Annotated in this window: 13 protein-coding genes; 5 read left to right on the top strand and 8 right to left on the bottom strand. The window is 62.1% G+C overall.

Annotated elements, in window-relative coordinates:
* Positions 1–45 precede the first annotated feature (45 nt).
* From moaA to ESZ00_RS14500, 4 genes are all read right to left on the bottom strand, one after another.
* Positions 46–1095: a GTP 3',8-cyclase MoaA gene (gene moaA, locus ESZ00_RS14515; protein ID WP_129209046.1), complete on the bottom strand. Its 1050-nt coding sequence runs from the start codon at positions 1093–1095 to the stop codon at positions 46–48.
* Positions 1096–1616: 521 nt separating this feature from the next.
* The gene (locus ESZ00_RS14510; RefSeq protein ID WP_129209045.1) at positions 1617–2462 is read right to left on the bottom strand and encodes a class I SAM-dependent methyltransferase; all 846 of its coding nucleotides are present in this window, start codon (positions 2460–2462) and stop codon (positions 1617–1619) included.
* 175 nt (positions 2463–2637) lie between these two features.
* Positions 2638–4059 (bottom strand): glycoside hydrolase family 30 protein, encoded by a 1422-nt coding sequence (locus ESZ00_RS14505; RefSeq protein WP_204520213.1) that lies wholly within the window; start codon positions 4057–4059, stop codon positions 2638–2640.
* A 133-nt stretch (positions 4060–4192) separates the two neighbouring features.
* Positions 4193–4471: a hypothetical protein gene (locus tag ESZ00_RS14500; protein ID WP_129209044.1), complete on the bottom strand. Its 279-nt coding sequence runs from the start codon at positions 4469–4471 to the stop codon at positions 4193–4195.
* 446 nt (positions 4472–4917) lie between these two features.
* On the opposite strand from ESZ00_RS14500, the gene ESZ00_RS14495 reads away from it, so the two are divergent.
* A complete protein-coding gene (locus tag ESZ00_RS14495) occupies positions 4918–5880 on the top strand; it encodes a quinone oxidoreductase family protein (protein WP_129209043.1) in 963 nt (320 codons plus the stop codon).
* Positions 5881–5941: 61 nt separating this feature from the next.
* A complete protein-coding gene (gene rpiA, locus ESZ00_RS14490) occupies positions 5942–6682 on the top strand; it encodes a ribose 5-phosphate isomerase A (RefSeq protein WP_129209042.1) in 741 nt (246 codons plus the stop codon).
* A gap of 245 nt (positions 6683–6927) precedes the next feature.
* On the opposite strand, the gene ESZ00_RS14485 is transcribed toward rpiA, so the two are convergent.
* On the bottom strand, positions 6928–8427 hold the full coding sequence (locus ESZ00_RS14485) for a carbohydrate porin (RefSeq protein ID WP_308419079.1): 1500 nt from the start codon (positions 8425–8427) through the stop codon (positions 6928–6930).
* 218 nt (positions 8428–8645) lie between these two features.
* On the opposite strand from ESZ00_RS14485, the gene ESZ00_RS14480 reads away from it, so the two are divergent.
* On the top strand, positions 8646–8921 hold the full coding sequence (locus tag ESZ00_RS14480; RefSeq protein ID WP_129209041.1) for a metal/formaldehyde-sensitive transcriptional repressor: 276 nt from the start codon (positions 8646–8648) through the stop codon (positions 8919–8921).
* A 254-nt stretch (positions 8922–9175) separates the two neighbouring features.
* Here the strand turns inward: ESZ00_RS14480 and ESZ00_RS14475 are convergent, their stop codons facing one another.
* The 3 genes from ESZ00_RS14475 to ESZ00_RS14465 form a co-directional block, all read right to left on the bottom strand.
* Entirely contained in the window at positions 9176–11770 is a 2595-nt protein-coding gene (locus ESZ00_RS14475; RefSeq protein WP_129209040.1) for a bifunctional uridylyltransferase/uridylyl-removing protein GlnD, read from the bottom strand.
* Positions 11771–11917: 147 nt separating this feature from the next.
* Positions 11918–12256, bottom strand: coding sequence for a P-II family nitrogen regulator (locus tag ESZ00_RS14470; protein ID WP_129209039.1), 339 nt, complete (start codon positions 12254–12256; stop codon positions 11918–11920).
* A gap of 54 nt (positions 12257–12310) precedes the next feature.
* Entirely contained in the window at positions 12311–13714 is a 1404-nt protein-coding gene (locus ESZ00_RS14465) for an ammonium transporter (protein ID WP_129209038.1), read from the bottom strand.
* Positions 13715–14040: 326 nt separating this feature from the next.
* On the opposite strand from ESZ00_RS14465, the gene ESZ00_RS14460 reads away from it, so the two are divergent.
* Both ESZ00_RS14460 and ESZ00_RS14455 read left to right on the top strand, forming a co-directional pair.
* A complete protein-coding gene (locus ESZ00_RS14460; RefSeq protein WP_373283941.1) occupies positions 14041–14628 on the top strand; it encodes an NADH-quinone oxidoreductase subunit B in 588 nt (195 codons plus the stop codon).
* A gap of 503 nt (positions 14629–15131) precedes the next feature.
* Complete coding sequence (locus ESZ00_RS14455) at positions 15132–16688, top strand: OmpA family protein (protein ID WP_308419080.1); 1557 nt, start codon at positions 15132–15134, stop codon at positions 16686–16688.
* Positions 16689–16721: the final 33 nt, after the last annotated feature.

Genomic DNA, 16721 nt, shown 5'->3' with positions numbered 1-16721 from the left:
CAGCGGGCGATCCTGCCATCCCCCATGCCTTCAGGGAAAAATGCTCTAGCCGCCGATGTGCACCATGCTGCGCGAGGGCTTGAGGAAGCCGGGTTCGCCGATATGATGCCGGGCTTCTTTCCCGGCGATAGCGCGGGCGATGTATGCCTCGAGTTCCTCATCCGTGCTGCCATGCGCCATCTGTCCATAGAGATCGTGCTCACTCTGGGAGAAGAGGCAGGTGCGAATCTTTCCGTCTGAGGTGAGGCGCACGCGGCTGCAGGCGCCGCAGAAGCTTCGCGAGACCGGTGCGATGATGCCCACTTCGCCTTTGCCGTCTTCGAAGCCGAAGCGCACTGCTGTTTCGCCGGGCGTGGTCTCCGGCAATGGCACCAGCCTGCCTGCGGTTCGCAGCCGCTCTACCACTTCCGCATAAGGCACGACGGTGTCCGGCGTCCACAGACGGTCTTCTTCGAGGGGCATGAACTCGATGAAGCGCACCACCACGTTCTTTGCGCGTGCGAATTCGGCGAAGGGCGCAATCTGGTCATCGTTGAAGCCGCGCAGCACGACGCAGTTTACTTTTACCGGCTCGAGTCCGGCGCGTTGTGCCGCTTCCACGCCTCGCAGCACGCGCTCGAAGCTGCCGGGCACGCGCGTGATGCGCGAAAACTTCTCTGCTTCCACTGCATCCATGCTTACGGTGATGCGCTGCAGCCCGGCTTTACGCAGCGGCTCCGCCATCTCTTCGAGCAGGTGGCCGTTGGTGGTGAGCGCCAGATCCAGTGCGTCGCCGCGCGGCGTGCGCAGCTCTGCGAGCTCACGCACAAACTCGACGAGCCCGCGTCGCAGCAGCGGCTCGCCTCCGGTGAGGCGCACTTTCTCGACGCCGAGCCTGACAAATGCACGCACCATCCGGAGATAGTCCGCGAGAGGCAGTTCGGCATACTGCGCGCCGTCATTGCCTGTCCGGCAATAGATGCACCGGTAGTTGCAGCGATCGGTGATCGAGACACGCAAGTCGCGGATGCGGCGTCCGTGGCTATCGGTGAGCGGCGTGCGCACGGTTGTGCCGGCTGCAGAAATGAGGCTGCCGGGAGTAAGAGAATGCTGCATGTGCGTCTTTTACTCTAGGGGATGCAGCAGCAGATGAACAACCTCCCATGCGTGCATCAGGCATTCGGATGCGGCGTGGATTCAGGCTCCGGTTGCTTGTCGCTGCGGAAAGCACTGAAGAAACGCCGGTTGCACATCAGGCAACGATAAGGATATCGGCCGAATAGCCGGGGAATGTAATCCAGTATCCGGGTGTGCGACTTCCTGATCGATTCGCGTTCCGAGCAGTAGGGACAGATGAGTTGGCTCTCCATCGGAGATCTCCACCGGCCCATTTTGGGCGTTTCGTTTGCACTGCGGCTATGAGGGGAGCGGAGCCATATGCGTTGCAGACGGCAGATGCTACGCCATGTCCCGCGCGGTGCATACGACTATACGCGGCAACTTTTCGTACTGTCTCATGCTTTCCCGCGCGACGCAACCAGCGCCACCGTTCGATCCGCATAGACAAAGCGAATCGAGATACCGGACTGTGGCGATCAAGCGCTTCTATGGGTGTGATGCCGATTGATGCGCCAGCGTCACCTGCGCCAGGCACAGAGAATGCGTCCGCTCTCTCCACGCATGCGCAGTTCGTCCTGGCGATCGGCGAAGTAGCGGGCGTTGAGCTCGGAGGAGCCCACGTCTTCGAGTTGTGCAAATGCGTGGAGCTCCTGCTTCAGCTCTTCGGGGAGGAAGAAGAGCTGAAAGGGCTCGCCGGCGAGCGCTACCCGCGCAGAGAGCGATGCGCGCTCGAGCTGCTCGAGCGGAGGCAGGGCCTCGGTGCGCAGGCCGTAATCCATGACCAGGCCGCTGCCGGCAGGCCTCGCTCCGAGATAGGCGAGGGTGCGCTGGAAGGCCTCGAGCGTCAGGTAAGGAACGACGCCGAGCCATGCGAAAAATGTGGGCGCTTCGGAGTCAAAGCCTGCCGCCGTGAGCTCCTGCTCGAGCGATTGTTGCTCAAAGTCTACGGATACATAGCGCAGTGAGCCGGGGATGGCGATGCTGTTGCGGGAAAGCAGGCCGCGCTTCCATGCCTGCGTGGAAGGGTGATCGACTTCGAAGACGCGCAGCCCTGCGAAGGGATTGCGATAGGCAAAGGTGTCGAGCCCGGCGCCGAGCAGCACATACTGGCGAACGCCGTTCGCGACTGCGGTGGCGAGATGGTCTTCCGCGAAGCGGCTGCGGGCCACGAGAAAGGCGCGCATGCCGAGCGAAGAGGGCTTGTTCCTCTTGAAGCGTGTGCGCTCCAGCTCTTCGCGAAACTCCGCGCCGAGCAGAGGCACCGCGATCGGGTCTTCGAAGACGATCGGCGCATCGTACAACTGGTGGGCGGCGCGGCGCAGCGCGACACGGATCGCGGTGCGTGAGGGAAGTCCTGCATCCATATAAGACTGATTGTAGAGACTGCTTCGCGCAAGGCGAATCGCCTTCGGTTGCTACGCGCAAGGCGGATCGCCTTCGGTTGCTACGCGCAAGGCGGATCGCCTTCGGTTGCTACGCGCAAGGCGGATCGCCTTCGGCCTCTGCTCCCTTTGGTCGCAATCCGGGGATGGGCTACCGTCAGCCCTGCGCTGCTGCGATCCGCACGGAGTTGAAAGAGTCGGCCGGCATCATGCCGGCGATGCGCTCTCCGCGGATCACCAGGTCTACAGGCCGTTCCTGGGCGCTTGCGTTCCTCAGCAGAACGATCACGCTGCCGTCGGGGTTTGCATACGCCAGTGCGTCGTTCATGGTGCCGTCGAGATCGAGCCTGCGTGCGCCCGGCTTTACGAAGTGGCTGGCGTGCTTGAGCAGATAGTACTCGTGGTTCCAGTGGTAGCTGCGGTCTGCGGGGTTTACCGTCAGCAGGGAATTCTGCGGCCAGCCCCAGTGGCTTGCGCCTCCGGGCAGCAGAGAGATGTTCCAGTACATGTAGCCGGTTGCGCCGTCGGCGAGGTAATGCCGCATCAGATCCCAGCAGTAGGTCGCATAGCTCCAGTCATTTTTGCCATCGCCGCATTCCTGCTCGGACTGGTAGAGCGTAAGTTCCGGATGGGTGCGATGGATGGCTGCGATCGCATCCTTGCCGGCCCACTGAATGCCTACGCCGCGCACCCAGCGCGCGGCCTCGGGATCGGCGAGGGTGCGATTGAGGAGCTCGGGATTGCCGCGTTCGAGGGTGCCGAAGAAGACGCTCACGCCGCGCTTCTGCATCTCCGGGCCAAGATGGCGGAGGAAGCGTGCGAGGCCTTCGGGCGTCCAGGTACAGCTGGGGAATGCCTGCGCGGAATTGAATTCGTTCTGCGGCATGACGGTCTCAATGTCGATGCCGAGCGCGCGGTAGCCATCGATGAATTTGCCGAAGTAGCGGGCGTAGGCGTCGAAGTAGCGCTCCTCCTGGAGGAACATGTCTTCGCCTTCATGTCCGACCTGATCGGGACGAATGTTGTTTGCGGGCCAGCCGGGGAAGGGCATGGCTTCGGCATAGTGGCCGTTTTTCTTCATCCATGTGGGCGGGCTCCACGGCGAAGCCCACAGGCGCAGGTGCGGGTTCTGCTGCTTGGCTGCGCGAATAAAGGGCACCAGCGTTTCGTGATCGTTGGCGAGGCTGAAGTGTTCGAGCGAGAAGTCGCCGGGCGTCTCGTCGTAGGCATACCATCCGCGCGAGAAGTCGTTTGCGCCTACCGGCATGCGGCAGAGGTTGAGACTTGCGCCCTTATCCGGGGCAAAGAGCTCGGTGAGGACGGTCTCGCGATCCGCGTCGCTGATCAAGGCCAGCGAGGTCCAGCCCAGCTCGTTGAAGCACCCGCCGAAGCCCTGCATCACCGGGCCTGCGGGCGAGTCGCTGACCAGAAGATCCAGCGTGTCCCACCGCCAGCCTGGTTCACGCAGTGCGCGTGTCTGCCAGGGAGCATTTTCGGTGGTGCTGATCCAAGTGACCTTGCCTACCGCGGCAGGCAGGGTTTGCGCGTGTCCATTGCGAGCTGCCACTGCGGCGGCCACGGCTGCTTTCCCTGAAGCTTTTAGAAATGCACGTCTTTGGATGGTCTTTCTCCTTGCCCGATTCGTTCCAGACGAAGGAAGGCAGGGCCTTAGCCCTGCCTTTTCCTCAAGTCTCTGCGATTGACAGAAGTATTTAGAAGAATTCCGGAGAACCGCGGCGCAGGTAGGCTCCGTAGCTGCCAAAGCCGAGTGCGGCGATGACTGCGATGGCGTTGTAATAGAACATGGGGTGAATCCAACCCGGTGAGTAAGTCAGATCCTGGCCTGACCAGAGGGTGAGCAATACGGCGAAGACTCCGAACTGCCCGGCAATGACCTGCAGCGCCAGTCCCCAGCGCCGCCGCTTGTCGATCGCCTCAATTTGATCGGGCGTCGCATGCTGCTCTTCCACGGGAATCATCGGATTCGCCATCCTGCCTCCCTGCCGCAGATTCAAACACAGTCACACCGGTTGGCACCGCTGCGATTCGCACAACATTAAAGCAGACTTTGGCCGGCTTCGTCGCCTTCGTTTTGAAATTTTCAGGAGAGCTGTCCTGCGAAGCAGGAATGGGGCGCGATTCGAGATTTCTTCATTCTGCCCACGGGGCTATGGCATTTTGTCAGAAGAGACAGGTCCAGGGTGTGCCCATGCGGGCAGGAAAAGCAGGTTCCTCCACTCCGCGAGACGTAAGAGCGGTCTCGCTCCGGTCGGAATGACAACGTGAAGAACGAATGCTCCGGTGGGGATGATAGTACAGCGGTATGTTTTTATCTTTCATGCCGCTCTATGTGGATAGGGCCTAAGCTGGAGGTGGGTACTGCCTCGTGCCTGAATTTCTGAGCCGTGCTGTTCTTTGCTGATTCCGGGAGCCATTCATGAATGCCGCTGTTGTTACTTCTTTCGCTGCTCCGCCCCGCTACACCAGCTTTCCTGACCCGGTGCCGCAGCCTGGTGAATCGCTGGTTACGATCACCGCTGCCGGTCTTCACCCCATTGTGAAGGCGCTGGCCAGCGGTACTCACTATGGCAGCACGGGGGAACTGCCCTTTGTGCCTGGCATTGACGGCGCCGGCCGCCTGGAAGACGGCACCCGGGTCTATTTCGGCGTGGCACGGAGTCCTTATGGGACCTTCGCGGAACGCGGCCTGGCGGGCGGTCCGATTCTTTTGCCCATCCCGGATGGGGTGGATGACGTAACCGCGGCCGGGATTGCGAATCCCGGCATGTCTTCCTGGGCGGCATTGAAGGCGCGTGCGGGGTTTTCCGCCGGTGAGAGTGTGCTGGTGCTGGGCGCTACCGGTGTGGCCGGGCAGATGTCCGTCCAGATTGCGAAGCGCCTTGGAGCCCGGCGCGTGGTCGCCGCCGGGCGCAACCCTGCGGCGCTCGAGAAGCTCAAGAGCCTGGGCGCCGATGCGGTGATTTCTCTGGAGCAGCCGCAGGAGGCGCTCGTTGCCGCATTCCGCGAGGAGTATGCCGGCGCGGGCATCGACGTGGTCCTCGATTACCTCTGGGGACAGCCGGCCGAAGCGCTGCTCGCCGCGATTGCGCAGAAGGGGCTGCGCAGTGCGAGCGGCCGCCTGCGCTATGTCCAGATCGGTTCGAGCGCCGGGGGCAGCATCACGCTGCCAGCCGCCACGCTGCGCAGCTCGAAGCTCGAGCTGCTGGGCAGCGGCTTCGGCAGCGCCTCGCTCGAGGAACTGGTGACGTCGATCCGGGATTTCTTTGCGACGGCGGCGGTTCAACCCTACAGCTTCGAGGTGAAGGCCGTACCGCTCAGCGAGGTCGAAGCCCTCTGGAATGCGAAGGAGCAGGCTACGCGGCTGGTCTTTGTCCCTTGACCCTGCTCTGGCGGCTGTGCAGGAATTGAACCCGCCATGCCCCTCGTGATACACCCGGGGCATGAGTTCTTCTTCTCCGCAAGATTCTGCCCGGACAGCTGTTCCGCACGATCCCGCCGAGGCGGCCAAACGCAAGGCCGCCGCTTATGCCGCTGCCCAGGTTCAAGACGGCATGGCCGTCGGCCTCGGTTCCGGCACTACCTCCAAGCTGGTCATCGACGAGGTGGGTCGCCGCGTCAAGGAAGGTCTGCGCATCAAGGCGATTGCTACCTCCATCCAGTCGCATCACCAGGCCGTCGCGCTGGGCATTCCCATTACGAATTTTGCCGAGACTCCCCGCCTGGACCTTGCTGTGGACGGGGCGGACGAGGTGCAGCGTGGCAGCCTGTCGCTCATCAAGGGACATGGCGGCGCGCTGCTGCGCGAGAAGCTGGTCGAGATTATTGCGGATCGCCTGCTGATTGCGGTCGATCCGCGCAAGATTGTGGATGTTCTCGGTTCGGTCTTCCAGGTTCCTGTCGAGGTCGTTCCCTTTGGATGGGAATCGACGGCCAAGCGCCTCCGCGACCTGGGTTTTGCTCCCGAGCTGCGTGTGCACGAGGACGGCAAGCCCTACATCACCGACGGCCAGCACTACATCCTGCACTGCGATCTGCCCGGCTCCGGGCTTTCCCCTGAGGACGCAGCCGAGGCCTTCAACCGCACGGTGGGTGTGGTGGAGCATGGCCTTTTCCTCGGCATGACCAGCCAGGTGGTGATCGGCAGTGCCGAGGGGATTGAGATCCTCGATCCGGCTCGATAGCCGCAGGTTGTATGTGACCCACTCAAGCCGACGGCTGGCTTGAGTGGGCCACCCGGCAGCTTACTGCTTCCCCCAGGTCCGTGCGAATGGGGACGAACTGCAGGTTCCTCCACTTCGCTTCCCCACCCCAGCGCGCCAACATCGGGCGCGCCGGGAACCCCGGTTCGCTCCGGTCGGAATGACAACGTGAAGAACGCATGCTCCGGTCGGGATGGCAGGGCTTTTGAGCGCTGGGCGATTGACGGTTAGAAGTCGACGTGGGCGCGGACGGAGGGGACCCAGACCGGGCCGCGGTCACGGTTGTAGCCGGGGTTGTTGATGTGCTGCAGGTCGAGGGCGAAGTAGAGGCCCTTCCAGGTGTGCAGGTTGTAGTAGCTCTCTTCGATGTTTTCGCGGCCGTAGTTCAGTCTGCCGTCGCCGAGGATGAAGCCGAGTCCGCCGTAGGCCAGGTAGTTCTGGTGATCCTTCTTGATGGCGTTGCTGACGAAGGTGAGGCCGGCCTTGTCCGCGGCGCGTCCCCAGGCGCTGCCCGCGTAGTCGCCGCCGACTTCGACGGTCTGGTCGACCTCGGTGTAGGCGTAGGACTCATGCTGGCCCTCGTTCCAGCCGAAGCGGCTGAAGAGGCGCAGGTGGTCGGTGATCTCCTGCTCGTTGTTCCAGGTAAAGCCGTACTTCACTGCGCTGAAGTGGGCGTGGGCGTCGACGTTGGGTGTGGCGTCGTGACCGGTGAGGTAGGCGTTCACCGCCTCGCGGTAGTCACCCATGTGGGCGTTGTTCACGTAGGCGAGGATGCGCTCGGTACCCTTGCGGCCGTGGATCAGCGAGCGCCGCAGCTCGAACTCCCAGTTCTGCCCGCGGGCGCGCGAGAAGGCCCAGTCGAGATCGATGCCGTTGGCGACGGTGGGCATGGCAAAGATGCCGTAACGCATGCTCCAGTCGCGGTCGTCGTATTCGAGCACGCCGCCGACGGTATAGCCGCGCGTATCGGCGGCGTAGTCCCATGCACCGTTGTTGTCCACGGTCCAGTTCATGAACTGCAGATGGCTGTCGCTGCCGATGGAGTTGAGGTCGAAGACATCGGGCAGGCTCATCTTGCCGATCATCGCCACAAAGCGGCGCACCGGCACCTTGGTGGGCAGGGAGAAATAGCTGCGCTCGGCATCGATGGTCTCATCGGTGAGGCCGAAGGTCTGCTTGATGACGCCGCGGGCGAGATAGGGCGAGGTGCCGAGATTCGGGTTGCGCACCACGTCGAGATTGGTGAAGCCGGCCAGGCCGAGGGCTTCGCTCATGCCGCGTCCGCCGGCGCTTTCCATGTCGACGATGAAATCGGTGTTGTAGCGGATATTGCGGTGCGGCTGATAGCCGCCGTAGAGCGTGCCGAGCAGCGAGGTCTTGTACTCGCCGGCTCCGTGGAAGCTGTTCGTGCCCTGGTAGGGCGAGTGGAACGAGGGATGGGCCTGGAAGATGATGTTGGCCTGTCCGGCGAGGTAATAGCGAGTGTCGTCCGGATGGGGAAAGAAGGTGGTCGAGGGCTGGGGTTCGGGCTCAGGCTGCTGACGCGCGGCATCCGCGCCGGGCGCGAGATCAAAGGACAGTCCGGGAGGCAGCGGAAAGCGGGCCTGCACGAGCATGGCGTGCGAGGCTGCCTGCGCGGCAGGGGCGTCCGGCAACATGGACTGAGCCTGAGCGACCGGCGATGCCAGGGCGGTCAGCAGGCAGATGTAGGCAAGAGCAGAACGCAAACTTCCTCCGGAAACCTGTGCTCGGGCACAGGCAAGGGCCATTCTGGGATGCAGGAGCAATCTTCTTCCGGGAAGATTGCAGCGTAATTACAGGGCGAAGAGATTCCCGGGGCGGATACGAGGAGCGAGGGGGAATCTGCGGCTGGACAGTTTATAGCATACCCCCCTAGGATATAGTCAACTCCCGGACGTATCTTCCGGACAGGTATGGTAGAGGTATGACACAGGCAGATAAAGAGAAGCAGAAACTGATTGCGCGTATCCGGAGAATCCGTGGACAGGTGGATGCGATCGAGCGATCGCTTTCCTCAGGCGATGACTGCGCGGATGTGCTGATGCTGCTGGCGAATATCCGCGGCGGGATCAACAGCCTGATGGCCGAGGTGCTGGAGGATCATATTCGCCACCATATGAAGGCCCCGGACAAAGAGGGAACGCTGCCGGTTGACCTGGCCGAGGACCTGATCGATCTGGTGCGGGCTTATCTGAAGTAAGAGTTGTAAGGACTGGCCATCCTACCCAGGCCAACTGCGGGCTTGGATGGGGCACTCTCGATCTTCGCCGGATGAGAGAACCGCAGGTCCCTCCACTTCGCGAGACAAAAAAACGTCTCGCTCCGGTCGGGATGACAAGCGTTTAGGAACATGCTCTGGCCGGGATGAGGTTTCTCTGCGGATGACACTTCTTTGCTATGGATGCAAGGCCATGTTGCTACACCCTGGAGCAAGCAAGAGCTGCCGGTGCAGCTCTACTTCATCTCGCTGAGGGCCTGCTTGAGGGAGATCGTCAGCAGCCGCTGTGTCTCGTCATTGAGCTTGTTGCCGCTTGCGGTGAGATAGAAGACGTCGATGGCCATTTCGCCTTCAGTGTCGATGAGCGCGACTTCGATGTTGCAGCCGCAGCGGGCGAAGCTCTTGGCAATCTCACGCAGCAGGCCCGATGTGTCCTGTGCGACGACCTGAAGCAGCGTGCTGTGCGAAGAGGAGTCGTTGTCGAACTCGATGCGGGCATCGATGGCGACCTTGGCCTGTGCACGGCGGCCTGCGTGGCGGCGGGCGCCCAGGAGCTTATCGATGGGCACCTTGCGCGAGACGACATCGCGGATGCTCTGCAGGAAGCGGTCGATCTCGGAGGGATTCAGGGAAAGAGTCTGGAAGGGATCGGTGAACTGGAAGGTATCGACGATGACGCCGGCGGCGTTGGAGAAGGCGTCGGCCTTGACGATGTTCATGCCCCACGATGCGAGTACGCCGGCCACATCGGCGAAGAGCATGGGGCGATCCTGAGTGACGAGCGAGATTTCGCCGAGCTGACGGACGGTGCGGAAGTGCAGCTGGACGGGCTCTTCGGGGAGTGCCAGGGCCATGGTGAAATGGCCGCGTACGACTTCGGGGAGGCGTGTCTGCAGGTAGCGCTGCGGAAAGCCTTCGAGGAAGCGGCGAAGCTCGGCAGCGCGCTCGGGAGCGAGGGCGAGAATCCGGTTGAGCGTGGTGGGATCGGTATCCACGTGGTAGCGGACTTCATCGACACTGCGATCGAGGAAATTCGACGTGCCCATGTAGAGCTGCCAGAGGTTTTCGGCCTTCCATGGCGTCAGGGCATCGGGAGCGACTGCCTTGATGTCGGCGTAGGTCATCAGCGTCAGCATCTTGAGCTGCTGCTGGGTGCCGATCTTGTCGGCGAAGGCGCGCACGGTTTCCGGAGCGAAGATGTCGCGGCGCAGCGCCTGGGACATGGCCAGGTGGTTGCGGATGATGCGGCGGACGGTCTCGCGCTCCTCCATGTCGAATTCGAGGCGGGCGAAAAGGTTTTCGCTGAGCTCGACGCTTTGCAGGGCGTGATTGCCGGTGCGGCGGCCCTTGCCGATGTCGTGCATGAGCAGGGCGAGCAGGAAGAGGTCGAAGCGGTCGATCTCCGGCAAGAGCGTGGCATAGCGCTTTTCCCATTCGTGATGGGGCTGGCGCAGCGCGTGCACGTTGTCGATGACCAGGAAGGTGTGCTCGTCGACGGTATAGCGGTGGTAGGAGTCGCGGATGACCAGCGAATCGATGCCGTGGAATTCAGGGATGAGCAGCTCGAGGATGCCCAGCGCATGCATGGTGCGCAGGGCGTGCGCAGCGTAGGGGCCGAGGAGCACTTCGCGCAGGCAGTTCCAGAGGAACGGTCCCTCGGGCATGTGCACGGCGAGCACCGGGAGGCTGTCGGTGATGCGGTCTTCGACGTTCTGGCTGAGCTTGTAGCCGTGGTTGGCCATGAGGCCGAAGATGCGGAGGATGCTGTCGCCGTCGATATCGGCTGCGCCTTCGCTGAGCTCCAGGCGGCCCTGCTCCAAGTAGAAATCGGTGCCGGCGATGGGAGTGCGCTTGCGGCGGAACTGCTTGTAGAAAGAGCGGCGGGCGGGCGGCAGGTCATCGAGGAGCAGAACGGCGCGGCGATAGATGGTGCGGGCGTGGCGGTAATAGGTCCGCATCCAGTAGGCGGGATCGGCGGAGCCGCGCGTCTCAAGGCCGATGCTCTGGGCCGCGGCTTCGTCCTGGGCGTGCCAATCGAGGATGTTGTCGTCGCGGCGGTTGCGGTAGTGGAGGAAACATCGGGCTGAAGCGAGGAAGTCGTAGGCCGATTCGCGCTCGCTGTGGGGCGCGTAGAAGGCATTGCTCTCCGATTTGGGCCAGGCTTTCTGGGATTTCAGCGCGGTGAGGAGGGTGAGCCACTGGGCGAGATGGTAGTCGCGCAGACCGCCGGGACACTCCTTGATGTTGGGCTCGAGATGGAAGATGGTGTTGCCGTACTTGGCGTGGCGGCTGCGGGCGATTTCGGCCAGATTCTGCACGATGGTGTCGTGGTCGCGCAGGCCGAGGGCGGGCAGCAGGTCATTCTCGAGCTTGCGGTAGAGAGCCATATCGCCGGCGAGAAAACGCCGGTCGAGGAGCGAGACGGTGAATTCGAGGTTATCCGGATCGACGCGGTCGCATTCCTTGATGGTGCGCGTGGCGGGGCTGGCGCGGAGGCCGCAGTCCCACATGGCCTGGGTCACCGAGCGCAGCAGTTCGTGGGAGTCGCGCTCGATGTTGTCATTGGCGCAGACGTAGAGCACATCGACATCGGAGTAGGGGAACAGCTCTTTGCGGCCGAATCCGCCGGTCGCAACCAGGGCGACATTGGGGCGCCCGGCGGGACCGGCAAAGCTCTGCCAGAGCTGCCGGACGATGTTGTCGACGATGGCTGCGCGGCGGCGAATGGCGGCGGAGCCATCTCCGGTGCGGAGGTAAGTCAGACGCAGCTCTTCGCTCTCCTGCTGATACAGGTTTCGTAAATGCTGCAGCAGTGGGAGGTCGCTGGTCATAGGTGGCTGAGGAAAATTGGAAATAAACGTGGAGCCGAAGACTCCGGGTGCCTGCGGAAGATGTCAGAACGTGCCCGCAGCGCAGTGAAACTTGCATGGCCGGCCCGCTGCAGGCGTCCGGAGCAGGACGCCTGCGGCGGCGGAAGGTTAGAGCGCCGTCGAGCCGCGCTCGTCGTTACGGATGCGAATGGCTTCATCGATCTTCGAGACGAAGATCTTGCCGTCGCCGATCTTGCCGGTGCGGGCTGAGGAGAGAATGGCCTGGATCGCCTTCTCCACCAGTTCGTCGGTAACGACCATCTCCAGCTTGATCTTGGGGAGAAGGTCGACGGTGTATTCACGGCCACGATAGAACTCGGTGTGACCCTTCTGACGGCCGTGGCCGCGGGCTTCGAGAATCGTCATGCCTTCGATGCCGACTTCGAGAAGCGCATCCTTGACGGCATCGAGCTTTGAAGGCTGAATTACTGCTTCGATCTTGTGCATCGTAAAGTCCCAAAACTCCCTGGTTCGAGTGAAAGAGTATCAGGTTTGCCGCAACTAGGAGGCGTGGTCGTAGCCTTCTTCGCCGTGCTGCGTCAGATCGAGACCTTCGATCTCCTGCTCCGGGGTGACACGCAGGCCGATGGTGAGATCGACGAGCTTGAGCAGGATGAGGGTGCCGACAATGGAGATGGCCCATGCGATGGCCACCCCGATGAACTGGTTGAGGACCTGGTGCCAGTTGCCGTCCGCGCCGCCGGTGGGTATCGGAGCGCCGCTGGCGGTTTTACCGAAGATGGGGTTGATGGCGCTGGTGGCGAAGACGCCGGTGAGGATGGCGCCGAGCGTGCCGCCTGCGCCATGCACGCCGAAGGCGTCGAGGGAATCGTCATAGCCGAACCAGCTCTTCACCTTGATAACCATGAAGTAGCAGAAGATGCCGGCGATCAGACCGATGATGATGGCGGACATGGGCGAGACGAAGCCGGCCGCGGGGGTGATGGCGACCAGGCCGGCCACCGATCCCGAGATAGCGCCGAGCGCGCTGGGCTTGCCGTTGCGAATCCACTCGGCGGCGGCCCAGCTGAGGGCGGCGGCAGCGGCGGCGAAGTGCGTGTTTACGAAGGCGCTGGTGGCGAGGGTTCCGGCGGCCAGTGCGCTGCCGGCGTTAAAGCCGAACCAGCCGACCCAGAGGAGACAGGCGCCGATGAAGCTGAGTACGACCGAGTGCGGCATCATGGCTTCCTTGGGATAGCCGATGCGCTTGCCCAGGTAAATGGCCGTGACCAGCGCCGAGACGCCGGAGGTGACGTGGACGACGGTACCGCCTGCGAAATCGAGGCAAGGGAAGCGGCCGCCGAGCGAGGCGTTCAGCAGTCCGCCCTTGCCCCAGACCATGTGGGCCATGGGCGAGTAGACGACGATCGACCAGAGGATGAGGAAGGCCGCCATGCCGCTGAACTTCATGCGTTCGGCGAAGGCGCCGGTGATGAGCGCCGGGGTGATGATGGCAAACATCAGCTGGTAGACCATGAAGGTCTGCAGAGGCAGCGTAGCCGCGTAATCGGGATCGGGATTGAGTCCTACGCCCTTGAGAAAGAGGTGGTGCAGTCCGCCGATGAAGGTGGTGCCGGCGTCGAAGGCCAGGCTGTAGTTCACGATGGCCCACATGATGGTGATGATGGCCATCATGGCGAAGCTCTGCATCATGACGGAGAGCACGTTCTTCCTGCGCACCAGGCCGCCGTAAAAGAGGGCCAGGCCGGGGCCGGTCATCATCAGGACCAGTGCGGCGCTGACCAGCATCCAGCCGTTGTCGGCCGAGGACTGGGCCTGCGCAACCTGAGCCTGCAGCCTGGCGATCTGGTCAGCCGTAGACGGCGAAGGAGCGGACTGCGCAAACGAGGTGCCGCAACAGAAGAGAGCAAGTGCGAGAAAAATCCCGAGGAAAGAAGAACGCATAACACTCCCAAAATCGAAAGGTGGCAAGCTGCATCGATGCCGGAGGGTATCCGGCATTCGCTCACAATGGCATGAAATCGCGTGGGGCGGAGTGCCTTTTTCGGAGCGAATGAGACCTGAAGGTACAACGAACTTTGGAGCTACTTTTACATATTTTTCGAAAAGCTCAAACAAAGAATCGCGTCCTGAGCCATGAGGCTGCCGGTCAAAGGGTGATTCGGGAAGAAGGCACGCCCTGCGAACGAGATGGAGCAGAGGAACAGGATGTCGAAAATTCCCCGGGGCAGGGAATCGCAGGATGGCTGCCGGAGGTATAGTGGTTGCATATGAGCGACGCCACGAACGGCAGCACGATGCAGGATCGGTATCTTTTCGGGGCACTGGAGAGCAGCGCGAAGAACCGTCAGAAGCTGGCAGAAGTCAGCTACGGCTATGACCAGCCGGACGGTGTATTCCTGACCTCTCTGGATGCGGCAGTGAACTGGATTCGCAAGAATTCGGTATGGCCCATGACCTTCGGCCTGGCCTGCTGCGCGATCGAGATGATGTCGATGGGAGCATCGCGTTTCGACGTGGCGCGTTTCGGGGCAGAGGTCTTCCGGCCGTCTCCGCGGCAGTCGGACCTGATGGTGATTGCGGGGCGCGTGTCGAACAAAATGGCGCCGGTGATCAAGCGTCTCTATGACCAGATGCCGGAGCCCAAGTGGGTGATCTCGATGGGGGCCTGTGCGACCTCGGGAGGCGTATTCAACAACTACGCACTCCTGCAGGGGGTGAATCAGGTGATACCTGTCGATGTGTATGTCCCGGGGTGTCCGCCCCGTCCGGAGCAGCTTCTTTATGCGATTACGCTGCTGCAGGAAAAAATTCAGCGCGAGCGGGGCAGTCTGAAGCGGGCACTCAATCTGCAATAGTATGATGTTTCAATAAGTTGCAATTCGTTGACGATCGTTCCTCATGGCAAGGGAAAAGAGCGGCTGGCGAGGTCTGCGACGTGCCTGCGAGATGCTTTGCAGGGTATGTAGAAGTTGCCGGAAGGAAGAAAAAAATCCTCGCAAGTGCAGGCAACTCGTTGAAGAAATTATGCTCTAACAAAAAGAAAGTGTGGTAGTTTGAATACCGCCGCACAGAGTCATCCGGCTTGCTCATGGTTTCGTTTCCGCAATGTCAGATTTTCTGCAGTTCCAGACTTTCGCTGCAGTCGTGATGATGGTTTTGTAATCCTGGCCTGTACCAGTTAGGCCTTAAAGTGGTTTTTGTTCGATTTCCAAAGGTTTTGGAGGATAGGCGCATGCATTCTCGTTTCTTGAATCCTTTGAGCCGAATTCTGCTTGTGGGGTGTGCTGTAGGACTTGGCGCATCGAGCATGTATGGGCAGAGTTCGTCCTCAACGCCCTCTGCTGCGGCAGAGGCTCCGGTGTCACGGATTGACATCTTTGCCGGTTATTCGTACCTGGCTCCGAAGGGTACTGTTCAGACCCCTCAGCTGGATGGCACGACGTTCTCCGACAGCTACTCGTCGATTGACTACGGTGCCATCATCAGCGGCGCATACTACTTCAACAAGTATGTGGGCGGCCAGGTTGAGTACGCCAACCATCCGGATGGGAACAATGACGGCGCGCAGACCGCGCAGGCCGGTATCATTTTCCGTTTCCCGCTGCAGGGCATGACGCCCTTCGTTCACGGTCTGGCCGGCGGTGTCCGCCTGGGTGGTCCGAACGACGAACCCTACGCGGCGCATAACTACACCTGGGGTCCGGCTCTGACGGCCGGCGGCGGTCTGGACTACGATCTGCCGTTCTGGCATCATCGCCTGGGTCTTCGCCTGTTCCAGGCAGACTATGAGTATTTCCACGCGAACTACGGACCTGAAGTTGCCTTTGGCGGCCGCGCGAACGTCGGCAATGCCCGTCTGAGCACCGGTCTGGTCTTCAAGTTCGGCAACATCGTACCGCCTCCGCCGGTGCAGTACTCCTGCGCGGTGAGCCCGAACTCGGTCTATCCGGGTGACCCGATCACCGTTACCGGCACCGCCACGAACCTGAACCCCAAGAAGACTGCTTCCTACAGCTGGAGCGGCCAGGGTGTGACGGTGAGCGGCAGCAGCTCCGAAGGCAAGATCGACACGGCGAGCCTGGCCCCCGGTTCCTACACGGTGACCGGCCACGTGACCGAAGGCAACAAGCCTGGCGAGTCGGCTGACTGCACCGCGCAGTTCACGGTGAAGCAGTTCGAGCCGCCGACGGTCAGCTGCTCGGCGAACCCCTCGTCGGTGAAGCCGGGTGACAGCTCGACGATCACTGCGACCGGCGTGAGCCCGCAGAACCGTCCGCTGACCTACACCTACCAAGCCTCTGCCGGCACGATCAGCGGCAACGGCAACACGGCGACGCTGTCGACCACCGGTGCGCCGGCTGGCAGCATCACGGTGACCTGCAACGTGGCTGACGACAAGGGCCAGACTGCTTCGGGCACGACCACGGTCGATGTCCAGGCTCCTCCGGCTCCGGCTCCGAAGACGCAGACGCTCTGCACCATCCAGTTCGATCACGACAAGCGCCGTCCGGCTCGCGTAGACAACGACGCGAAGGGCTGCCTTGACGATGTCGCTCTGAATGCTCAGCGCGCCTCCGACGCCACCCTGGTTGTTGTTGGCAACACCGCTCCGGCACCTGAGGTCAAGGGTCGTCATCACCGCCACGAAGTCGAGCCGAATCTGGCTGCGCAGCGTGCGGTGAACACCAAGGACTACCTGGTAACGGAGAAGGGCATTGATGCCAGCCGCATCACGGTGCGGACCGGCACCACCGGCACCAACGAGGTCGACAACTACCTCGTGCCCGCCGGCGCCACCTTCGACAACGACGTGACTGGTACGACCGCCGTGGATGAGTCCTCTGTGAAGGCTCAGCCCCGCAAGGCGCTTGCCCCGGCCCACCACCACAAGAAGAAGAAGGCTGCACAGCAGTAAGCCAATCGGCGGGGATGCAAATCTCCGCTGAGG

The organism is Silvibacterium dinghuense (assembly GCF_004123295.1).
GTDB classification, from domain to species: domain Bacteria; phylum Acidobacteriota; class Terriglobia; order Terriglobales; family Acidobacteriaceae; genus Silvibacterium; species Silvibacterium dinghuense.
The sequence above is the reverse complement of the archived record's forward strand: the minus strand, read 5'-3'. Positions and strand labels throughout refer to the sequence as shown.

Coding starts and splice junctions, on each gene's coding strand:
- moaA (WP_129209046.1), bottom strand. CDS start 1,095: ATGCAGCATTCTCTTACTCCCGGCAGCCTCATTTCTGCAGCCGGCACA.
- ESZ00_RS14510 (WP_129209045.1), bottom strand. CDS start 2,462: ATGGATGCAGGACTTCCCTCACGCACCGCGATCCGTGTCGCGCTGCGC.
- ESZ00_RS14500 (WP_129209044.1), bottom strand. CDS start 4,471: ATGGCGAATCCGATGATTCCCGTGGAAGAGCAGCATGCGACGCCCGAT.
- ESZ00_RS14495 (WP_129209043.1), top strand. CDS start 4,918: ATGAATGCCGCTGTTGTTACTTCTTTCGCTGCTCCGCCCCGCTACACC.
- rpiA (WP_129209042.1), top strand. CDS start 5,942: ATGAGTTCTTCTTCTCCGCAAGATTCTGCCCGGACAGCTGTTCCGCAC.
- ESZ00_RS14480 (WP_129209041.1), top strand. CDS start 8,646: ATGACACAGGCAGATAAAGAGAAGCAGAAACTGATTGCGCGTATCCGG.
- ESZ00_RS14475 (WP_129209040.1), bottom strand. CDS start 11,770: ATGACCAGCGACCTCCCACTGCTGCAGCATTTACGAAACCTGTATCAG.
- ESZ00_RS14470 (WP_129209039.1), bottom strand. CDS start 12,256: ATGCACAAGATCGAAGCAGTAATTCAGCCTTCAAAGCTCGATGCCGTC.
- ESZ00_RS14465 (WP_129209038.1), bottom strand. CDS start 13,714: ATGCGTTCTTCTTTCCTCGGGATTTTTCTCGCACTTGCTCTCTTCTGT.
- ESZ00_RS14460 (WP_373283941.1), top strand. CDS start 14,041: ATGAGCGACGCCACGAACGGCAGCACGATGCAGGATCGGTATCTTTTC.